Source organism: Kitasatospora sp. NPDC058032, assembly GCF_042885845.1.
In the GTDB taxonomy this organism is placed as follows: Bacteria; Actinomycetota; Actinomycetes; order Streptomycetales; family Streptomycetaceae; genus Kitasatospora.
In genome coordinates, this window is the sequence record NZ_JBHVRK010000011.1 from 140,247 (window position 1) to 150,387 (window position 10,141).

Annotated in this window: 5 protein-coding genes; 2 read left to right on the top strand and 3 right to left on the bottom strand. The window is 73.0% G+C overall.

Going from position 1 to position 10,141, the window contains the following annotated elements:
- Window positions 1-18 precede the first annotated feature (18 nt).
- From ACFVUH_RS19705 to ACFVUH_RS19715, 3 genes are all read right to left on the bottom strand, one after another.
- The gene (locus tag ACFVUH_RS19705) at window positions 19-1,560 is read right to left on the bottom strand and encodes a glycosyltransferase family 39 protein (protein ID WP_355369206.1); all 1,542 of its coding nucleotides are present in this window, start codon (window positions 1,558-1,560) and stop codon (window positions 19-21) included.
- Between the two features lie 134 nt (window positions 1,561-1,694).
- Window positions 1,695-3,599, bottom strand: a complete 1,905-nt coding sequence (dxs, locus tag ACFVUH_RS19710) for a 1-deoxy-D-xylulose-5-phosphate synthase (RefSeq protein WP_355369208.1) — start codon at window positions 3,597-3,599, stop codon at window positions 1,695-1,697.
- A 236-nt stretch (window positions 3,600-3,835) separates the two neighbouring features.
- Window positions 3,836-5,020, bottom strand: coding sequence for an ROK family transcriptional regulator (locus ACFVUH_RS19715; protein ID WP_355369210.1), 1,185 nt, complete (start codon window positions 5,018-5,020; stop codon window positions 3,836-3,838).
- Window positions 5,021-5,476: 456 nt separating this feature from the next.
- Between ACFVUH_RS19715 and ACFVUH_RS19720 the strand changes: the two genes are divergently transcribed.
- Window positions 5,477-7,246, top strand: coding sequence for a PQQ-binding-like beta-propeller repeat protein (locus tag ACFVUH_RS19720; protein WP_387914575.1), 1,770 nt, complete (start codon window positions 5,477-5,479; stop codon window positions 7,244-7,246).
- Window positions 7,247-7,381: 135 nt separating this feature from the next.
- Window positions 7,382-9,961 (top strand): aminopeptidase N, encoded by a 2,580-nt coding sequence (pepN, locus tag ACFVUH_RS19725; protein ID WP_387914577.1) that lies wholly within the window; start codon window positions 7,382-7,384, stop codon window positions 9,959-9,961.
- Window positions 9,962-10,141: the final 180 nt, after the last annotated feature.

Genomic DNA, 10,141 nt, shown 5'->3' on the forward strand with positions numbered 1-10,141 from the left:
CGTTGCGCCCGGGGCCGCTCAGCGCTTGAGGCGGTAGACGACGGTGTCGGCGAAGACGCCGACCATCTCGTAGTGGGTGTCCAGCAGGTTCTCGATCTTCGGGATCATGCCGGGCTGGTACGGCGCGAGGCCGGAATCGTCGACGACGACCTCGGGCAGGCTCTTGGCGATCTCCTGGTCGAAGGTCTGCCAGGCGTTGGCCATCGAGAACTGCTCGCCGACGTTGGGGCTGCCGTCCTTGCCGCCGCTGTAGTTGGTCAGGAAGCCCGCGGTGAGGTAGCGGGTGGCGGGCTTGCGGTCGGCCAGCCAGTACAGCTCCGGGTGCATGCCCCAGACCAGCACGGTGTCCTTGGGGGTGGTCTGCGCGGCGACCGCGGTGGCGACCTCGGTGGTGCGGTCCAGCCGCTCCCCCGGCCAGGCCAGCGCCAGGCCCCAGAAGACGCTGGCGGCGGCCGTGGTGTACACCAGCACGGGCTTCCAGCGGACGGCCGAGGTGGCGATCGCCCCGGTGCCCAGCAGCACCAGCGGGGGCATCAGCTGGAGGTAGTAGTGGCCGAAGAAGTGGAAGCCCATGCTGACCGCCACGACCGAGGAGAGCAGCCACACCCACAGGTCGGTGGTGGAGCCGTGCTCCTCGCCGGCGACCGGCAGCGGGCGGTGCCGGTGCTTCAGCCAGAGCCGGCGGCCGACCGGCAGCAGGAAGCCGAGGCCGGCGCCGAGCAGGATCGCCGAGTTGCCGAGCGCCCGGCCGAGCATCTGCAGCCAGGCGCCGCCGACGGTGGCGTAGTCGCCGCTGCCGGTGACCACCCAGAACAGGAAGCCCTTGGGCTTGGTGAGGATCACCGCGACCAGCGCTATCGGCAGGGTGACCCCGAAACCGATCTTGAGCAGGGCGGGGATCCAGCGCACGCCGCGCCGGCGGGCGTCCTGGAAGAGCATCCAGAGCACCGGCAGCAGCACCGCGCCGCCGGTCTGCTTGGTCAGCGAGCAGAGGGCCACCGCGATGCCGGCGGCCAGCCAGCGGCGGCGCTCGGCGTAGCGGAAGGCGGCCACCATGGCGGGCAGCATGAAGACCTCGAAGGTCGCCGCCTGGGTGTCCTCCGGGGAGAGCCCGATGGAGACCAGCAGGTAGAGCAGGCCCGCGCCGACGCCGGCCCGGTTGCCCCAGCGGCCGCGAGCGATCGAGGCCAGCAGGATCGCGGTGACCAGGTGGGCGACCACCGCCAGGGTGCGCAGCGGCCAGAGCGAGGCAGAGCCGAAGACGGCGAAGCAGGCCTGGTAGAGCCAGGGCAGCAGCGGCGGCTTGCGGTCCACCACGGTGTCGTAGAGCACGCCGCCGTCGGCGAGCATCCGGGCCTGGGTGGCCAGGAAGCCCTCGTCGGGGCTCCAGACCGGGCGGATGAAGGACGGCAGGTGGGTGAGCAGGGCGACCAGCGCCAGCAGCGGCACCAGCCGCGTCCAGTAGCCGGTCTTCACGCGCTCCCAGCCGTCGGCCGGGGGTACCCCCAAGGGAAGGCGCTCGGCGAGCGCGGTCAGGCGGGATCGGGTGGGGGTCGGCACGGATGACAACCTACCGGGCGGGATCGGCTCCGGCAGCGCCGGTCCCGCCTTTGGTGCGATTATCAGCCCCCGCCCGGTGTGACTGTTGCAGAGCTGTCACACACGGGCCGGGGGTGAAGAGGTGCGGGAGGCGGTCAGGCGTCGACGGCGACGTCGAGGCGCGAGACCAGGGTGGCCACCCGGCGGGCGAGGTCCGGGGCGGTGAGGCCGATCTCGGCGAGGATCTCGGCCCGCGAGGCGTGGTCCAGGAACTCCTGCGGGATGCCGAAGTCGCGCAGCGGCAGGTCCACGTCCGCGTCGCGCAGCGCCTGGGCGACGGCCGCGCCGACGCCGCCGGCCCGGCCGTTGTCCTCGACCGTGACGACCACCCGGTGCTCGGCTGCCAGGCCGGGCAGCGCCGGGTCGACCGGCTTGACCCAGCGCGGGTCCACCACGGTCGAGCTGATGCCCTGGGCGGCCAGCAGGTCGGCCACCTCCAGGCACATCGGGGCGAGCGCGCCGACCGAGACGATCAGCACGTCGGCCCGGCGGCCCTCCTCGGCGTCCGGGTTCGTGCGCAGCAGGTCCATGCCGCCGACCTTGCCGACCGCCGGGACGGCCGGGCCGACCGTGCCCTTGGAGTAGCGGACCACCGTCGGGGCGTCCTTGACCTCGACGGCCTCGCGCAGCTGGGCGCGCAGCTGGTCGGCGTCGCGCGGGGCGGCGAGCCGCAGGCCGGGGACGACCTGGAGGATCGACATGTCCCACATGCCGTTGTGCGAGGCACCGTCGTCGCCGGTGACGCCGGCCCGGTCCAGCGTGAAGGTGACGCCCAGCTTGTGCAGGGCGACGTCCATCAGGACCTGGTCGAAGGCGCGGTTGAGGAAGGTCGCGTAGACCGCGAAGACCGGGTGCAGCCCGCCGGTGGCCAGGCCCGCGGCGCTGGTGACGGCGTGCTGCTCGGCGATGCCGACGTCGAAGATGCGGTCCGGGAAGGCCTCGGCGAACGGTGCCAGGCCCACCGGGTGGAGCATCGCGGCGGTGATGCCGACGATGTCCTCGCGCTCGTGGCCGAGCGCGACCATCTCCTCGGCGAAGACCGAGGTCCAGCTCCGGCCGCCGGAGCTCTTGATCGGCAGGCCGGTCTCCGGGTGGATCACGCCGACCGCGTGGAAGCGGTCCTCGTCGTTGTTCTCGGCGGCGTGGTAGCCGCGGCCCTTCTCGGTGAGGCAGTGCACGATCACCGGGCCGCCGAAGCCGCGCGCCTTGGTGAGCGCGGACTCCAGGGCGGTGAGGTCGTGGCCGTCGATCGGGCCGATGTACTTGAGGCCGAGGTCCTCGAACATGCCCTGCGGGGCGATGAAGTCCTTGAGGCCCTTCTTGGCGCCGTGCAGGGTCTCGAAGAGCTGCTGGCCGACCACCGGGGTGCGCTGCAGCGCGTCCTTGCCCCAGGACAGGAAGCGCTCGTAGCCCTGGGTGGTGCGCAGGGTGGCGAGGTGGTTGGCCATGCCGCCGATGGTCGGCGAGTAGGAGCGCTCGTTGTCGTTGACGACGATGACGAGCGGGCGGTCCTTGGCGTCGGCGATGTTGTTGAGCGCCTCCCAGGCCATGCCGCCGGTCAGCGCGCCGTCGCCGATCACGGCCACCACCGGGTCGTTCTTCCCGAGCAGCTCGTTGGCCTTGGCCAGGCCGTCGGCGTAGGAGAGGACGGTGGAGGCGTGCGAGTTCTCGATCACGTCGTGCTCGGACTCGGCGCGCGAGGGGTAGCCGGACAGGCCGTCCTTGGTCCGCAGGCCGGAGAAGTCCTGGCGGCCGGTGAGCAGCTTGTGGACGTAGCTCTGGTGGCCGGTGTCGAAGAGGATGCGGTCGCGCGGGGAGTCGAACACCCGGTGCAGCGCGATCGTGAGCTCCACCACGCCGAGGTTCGGGCCGAGGTGGCCGCCCGTCTTGGAGACCTCGGTCACCAGGAAGGTCCGGATCTCCTCGGCCAGGGCGGCCAGCTGTCCGGGCGTGAGCCGGTCGAGATCGCGCGGTCCCCGAATGCGGGTCAGCAGGGCCACCCGTTCCTCCTCGTTCAGTGTTCGCGGACCGCGGGGGCCCGACGGGCGTCGCCGCCCGGTGTCGACCGGTCGAGTCTAATGTCCGCCTACCGAACACCGGGCGGGGTGTCCGGTACCGACGGCCGGTACGCGCCAGTCACCTCGGCGGTCACTCCTTCGAGTGGACGGGCGCACCCGGCGTGTCGGTGCGCCGCGGCCGGGCCGGACGGCGGGGCCCCGGGACCGGCCCACGGCGGTCAGGGGCGGGCGATCGCGAGCGCGCTGGAGTCGCCGGCCTCGCTCATCACCAGCGCGAGCGCGCCCAGGACCTCGGCGCGGCCACCCAGGGTGCCCGGGACCACCGACAGCTGGCGGGCGGCGCTGGGGATCGCGTAGCGGGCCACCGAGTCGCGGATCGGCGCGAGCACCAGCTCACCGGCCTCGGCGAGGTCGCCGCCGAGGATCACCCGGCGCGGGTTGAGCAGATTGCACAGGGTGGCCACGCCGGTGCCGATCTGCCGGCCGGCGTCGGCGATCACCCGGCGGCAGCCGAGGTCGCCCTCGTGGGCCAGCTCCACCACCCGGGGCAGGGTGAGCCCGGTGCCGAGGGTGGGGGTGAGCAGGTTCAGGAGGTAGCGGGAGCCGACGAAGGTCTCCAGGCAGCCCCGGTTGCCGCAGCGGCAGACCGGGCCGGCCTCGTCCAGGGTGATGTGGCCGATCTCTCCGGCGGTGCCGCCCGGCCCCCGGTAGATGTGCCCGTTGACCACCAGGCCGGCGCCGACGCCGCTGGCCACCTTGATGTAGGCGAGATCGTTCAGGCCCCGGCCGGCGCCCCAGACCAGCTCGCCGAGCGCGCCGAGGTTGGCGTCGTTGTCGACGTGCACCGGCAGGCCGAGCCGCTCGGCCAGCTCGCGGCCGGGGGCGATGCCGGTCCAGCCCGGCAGGATCGCGGTGGAGCCCAGCGCGCCGGTCTCCACGTCGATCGGGCCGGGGACGCCCAGGCCCACGCCGATCACCTTGTCGGCGCGGAAGCCGGCCTCCGCGAGCAGCCGCTCGACCAGGGCCTCGGCACGGTCGAAGCCCTGCGCGGCGGACACGTCGACGTCCATCGGGGCGCTCTCCTCGGCGAGCACCCGGTGGGCGAGATTGCCGACGGCGACCCTCAGATGGGTGTGGCCGAAATCGATCCCCACCACGATGCCCGCGTCCCCGCTGAGCGAGACGCTGCGGGCACGCCGACCGCCGGCGGAGGTGTCGGCGACCACGACGGTGCCGCTCTCCTTCAGTTCCCGGACGATGTTGGACACGGTGGCCGCCGAGAGGCCGGTCCCGCGGGCGATCTCGGCCTGGGTCAGCGAGCCGGCCATCCGCACCGCGCGGAGCACCCGCTCCAGGTTGGCCCGGTGCAGCGAGGACTGCGAACCCGGAGTGTCCGTCGACATGATCCACCCTCCCAAGGGCGCGGGACCCCTCCACCGGGCGTCCCCTTCAAGTCCTGAAGCCTAGGGCCTGTCTCTTGGTGAAGGCACGGCGGAGGGACGGCGGAGGGCCGGTGAGCACGCCCGGGGCACGACAGCGGCCGGCGGGGGCGGAGGGCGGGCCCGGGCCAGGTCGGCGGGGGTGCCGGAGGGTTGACATCGCCCCAGGTCGGCACGGGGGCGGACGGGGTCGCGGGTTCCGCCGCCGGTCCGAAAACCGGCCCCCCGTACGATGGTGCCCAATCTCACCCGTCCCGCCGGACACGGACGTGCGCCGGTCACGGGACGCTTCCAGACAAGACGGGGCATCAGATGGCAGGGGATCACCCCATACCGGGGGCTGGCGAAGCTCCCGGCGGCGGACCGGACAACCGGGGCGTCTCGTTCGGACGCAAGCCGGGCGGCGTCGACCCGGCGGCCGTGGCGGACCAGCAGACACAGCTCGACGGGGCGGCGGTCCCCGGCCAGGCCGCGCCGGCGGCCCCGGCCGCTCCGCCCGCCCCGCCGGCGGCTCCGCCCGCTCCGCCGGCCGCGACGGCGGGCGGGTACGCGTACGCGCCCACCGCCCCCGCCTTCCCCGCGCAGGGAGCCGCCCAGGGACCGGCACCGGTCGGCCCGTACGACCCGGCGCCCGGCCAGCCGCAGTTCGGCGCCCCGGCGGCGGGCCAGCAGCCGTACGGCTACGCCGCCCCGCCGCCCGCCGACGGCGGCGCGGCCGGGTACGGCTACCCGCAGCAGGGCGGCTACGGCTACCCGGGCGCCCCGGTGCCGGCCCCGACGAAGCAGCGCAACCCCGTGATGCTCTGGGGCGGCATCATCGGCGGCGTGCTGGCGATCGCCATCGTCGCCGCGCTGGTCGTGCTGCTCACCGACGACAACAAGAAGAAGGACGACCCGCCGGCCGCCTCCGGCGGCACCACCGGCGGCCAGGTCACCGGTGGCGGCGGAACCACGCCGGACGTCAGCAACAGCATCAGCGCACCGCCGACGACCGCCACCGGCGGCACCACCGGCGGCGGGGGCGGCGGCAAGGCCGGCGCCTACAACCTGGGCTGGGCGGCCGACAAGCCGGCCAGCTCGGTCAGCGGCTCCACCCGGCTGCTCGCCATCTGGGGCGCCGACAAGATCGCCGTGCGCGCCGACACCACCGGCATCCGCGCCGTCAACACCGCCGACGGCAAGGAGGCCTGGAGCATCCCGGTGCCGTCCGGCGCCAAGGAGTTCTGCAGCGCCTCGTACAGCGCCAACTCCAAGCACGTCGCCGCGGTCGCGCTGAACACCGGTGACAGCGACTGCTCCACCATCGCCGCCGTCGACCTCACCACGGGCAAGCTGTCGTGGAGCGCCAGGGTCGGGCAGAACAAGATGGTCGCCCCCACCCTGAGCATCACCGACAAGGTCATCGGCATCGGCGCCAACACGGCCGCCGCGGTGAACGTCTCCGACGGCTCCGCGGTCTGGGCGTTCCAGCCGCGCGAGAAGAACTGCAGCGTCTACGGCACCGCCGCCGGCGCGCAGATCGTGGTCACCGACAGCTGCTACGGCGTCAACACCACCGTCAAGTCGCAGCTGGTGATCCTGGAGACGGAGACCGGCAAGGTCGCCTCGCCCGCCCCGATCACCCTGACCGGCAGCATCGAGCGGGTCGACAAGGTCCTCTCCGACCAGCCGCTGGTGCTGTCGATGGCCAACGGCTCGAACGGCGACTACGTGCTGCCGTTCGACAAGACCAACAAGCCGGGCACCCAGATGCCCGTCAAGGAGCCCGGCTACGACAGCCTGCGGCTCAGCGGCCTGGCCGACGCCTTCACCCAGAGCGTGGTCAGCGGCAGCACGCTGTACGTGCAGACCAACCCGACCAAGCCGGCGGTCAACGCCTACGACCTGAACAGCGGCAAGCGGCTCTGGTCCACCGACGGCAAGGCCAAGGACGGGATCCGGCTGGTCTCCGGCACCGACAAGGAGGGCCGGGTCCGGGCCATCCTGGACATGGGCTACGGCAACGACGCCAAGCTGGTGACGCTGGCCGCCGCCGACGGCGCGGTGAGCGAGCTCGGCAACGTCACCGTCAATTCGACCTTCACCATCGGCATGAGCACCAACGAGTTCGTCCTGAACTCGGACGGGTCGCTGTACGGGTTCTCCCGCGGCAGCTTCGACTCCCCCGTGTTCAAGTACGTCAAGAAGTAACGGGGCCGCGGGCGGGCGGCGGGGGCCGACGAGCCCCCGCCGCCCCACCCGTCCCGTATCCGGGCATATTCCGGCGGACCGGGCGGACGGGCATGGCAGGATGCCAGACATCAGCCTGACGAAGGAGTCCTGCGAGTGCCCGGCACCAACCTGACCCGCGAGGAGGCCCGCACCCGGGCCGACCTCCTGCACGTGGACGCGTACGACATCGAGCTCGACCTGAGCTCGGCCCGAGAGGGGGGCACGTTCCGGTCCACCACCGTGGTCCGGTTCACCGCCACCACCCCGGGCGCGGCCACTTTCATCGACCTGGTCGCCCCGAGCGTCGAGGAGATCGTCCTCAACGGCGAGCGCCTCGACACCGCCGGCTTCGCCGACAGCCGGATCGCGCTGCCGGGCCTCGCCGCCGAGAACGAGCTGCGCGTCGTCGCGAACTGCGCCTACACCAACACCGGCGAGGGCCTGCACCGGTTCGTCGACCCGGTCGACGGCGAGACCTACCTGTACACCCAGTTCGAGGTACCGGACGCCCGCCGGGTCTTCGCCAACTTCGAGCAGCCCGACCTGAAGGCCGCGTTCACCTTCACGGTGACCGCGCCCGCCGGCTGGAGCGTGATCTCCAACTCGCCCACCCCCGAGCCGGAGGGCGAGGGGGACGCGCAGGTCTGGCGCTTCGCCCCGACCGGCCGGATCTCCTCCTACATCACCGCGCTCATCGCGGGCCCCTACGTCGGGGTCTTCGACGCCTACGAGAACGGCGAGCAGAAGGTGCCGCTGGGCATCTACTGCCGGCCCTCGCTGCGCGAGTTCCTGGACGCCGAGGCGATCTTCGAGGTCACCAAGCAGGGCTTCGACTACTTCCAGGAGAAGTTCGACTTCCCCTACCCGTTCCCCAAGTACGACCAGCTGTTCGTGCCGGAGTTCAACGCCGGCGCGATGGAGAACGCGGGCGCCGTCACCCTCCGCGACCAGTACGTGTTCCGGTCCAAGGTGACCGACGCCGCGTACGAGGCCCGCGCCGCGACGATCCTGCACGAGCTGGCCCACATGTGGTTCGGCAACCTCGTCACCATGGAGTGGTGGAACGACCTCTGGCTGAACGAGTCGTTCGCGACCTACGCCGAGGCGGTCTGCCAGGCCGAGTCGCCCGCCTCACGCTGGCCCAACTCCTGGACCACCTTCGCCAACCAGATGAAGACCTGGGCGTACCGGCAGGACCAGCTGCCGTCCACCCACCCGATCATGGCGGAGATCAACGACCTGGAGGACGTCCAGGTCAACTTCGACGGCATCACCTACGCCAAGGGCGCCTCGGTGCTCAAGCAGCTGGTGGCCTACGTCGGCCAGGACGCCTTCTTCGAGGGCGTGCGCGCCTACTTCAAGCGGCACGCCTGGGGCAACACCCGGCTCGGCGACCTGCTCGGCGCGCTGGAGGAGGCCAGCGGGCGCGACCTCAAGGCCTGGTCCGCCGCCTGGCTGGAGACCGCCGGCATCAACGTGCTGCGGCCCGCGCTGACCCTGAACACCGACGGCGAGATCGAGTCCTTCGCCGTGCTCCAGGAGGCCCCGGCGCTCCCGGCCGGCGCCAAGGGCGAGGCCGTGCTGCGCCCGCACCGGATCGCCATCGGCCTCTACGAGCTGACCGACGGCGCGCTGGTGCGCACCGACCGGATCGAGCTGGACGTCGACGGCCCGCGCACCGAGGTGCCGCAGCTGGTCGGCCGGCACCGCCCGGCCGTGGTCCTGCTGAACGACGACGACCTGTCCTACGCCAAGGTCCGGCTGGACGAGGACTCGCTGGCCGTGGTCACCGAGCACCTCGGCGGCTTCACCGACGCGCTGCCGCGCGCGCTGTGCTGGGCCTCCGCCTGGGACATGACCCGCGACGGCGAGCTGGCCGCCCGCGACTACCTGACGCTCGCCCTCTCCGGCCTGCCGCGCGAGAGCGACATCGGCGTCGTCCAGTCGGTGCACCGCCAGGTCAAGCTGGCGCTGGACGCCTACGCCGACCCGGCCTGGCGCGAGGCGGGCCTGGCCCGCTGGGCCGAGGCCGCCGAGGAGGCGCTGCGCGCCGCCGAGCCGGGCAGCGACCACCAGCTGGCCTGGGCCCGTGCGCTGGCCGGCGTCGCCCGTACCGAGGGTCAGCTCGACCTGCTCGCCGGTCTGCTGGACGGCACCGCGCAGATCCCCGGCCTGGCCGTGGACACCGAGCTGCGCTGGACCCTGCTGGGCCGGCTCGCCGCGACCGGCCGGGCCGACGAGGCCGAGATCTCGGCGGAGCTGGAGCGCGACAACACCGCGGCCGGCCAGGAGCACGCGGCCAGCTGCCGCGCCGCCCGCCCGACCATCGGGGCCAAGGCCGCGGCCTGGGCGTCCGTGGTGGAGTCGGACGAGCTGACCAACTACGTGCAGGCGGCGGTGATCGGCGGCTTCCAGCAGGCCGACCAGCGCGCCCTGCTCGCGCCGTACGCGGAGAAGTACTTCGCCGCGGTGAAGAGTGTCTGGGAGAGCCGCAGCCACGAGATCTCGCAGCAGATCATCGTCGGGCTGTACCCGGCGCTGCTGGTCGAGCAGGCCACGCTGGAGGCCACCGACGCGTGGCTGGCCTCGGCCGAGCCGGCGCCGGCGCTGCGGCGCCAGGTCGTCGAGGCGCGGGCCGGCGTGGAGCGGGCGCTGAAGGCGCAGGACGCCGACCGGGCCGCCTCGGAGCGCTGATCCGGCCGTTCCCTCCCCCCTCCGCGCGTCCCCGTGCGGAGGGGGGAGGGAACGAGCGAGGGGGGGGCGGGCCGGGGGCGGCGCCCCCCCCGGGGGTGTGGGCGCGGGGGGGGGGGGAGGGGCCCCCCCCCCGCACGTTGGAATAAAAACAAAAAACACCCCCCCACACAAAAAGGGTTC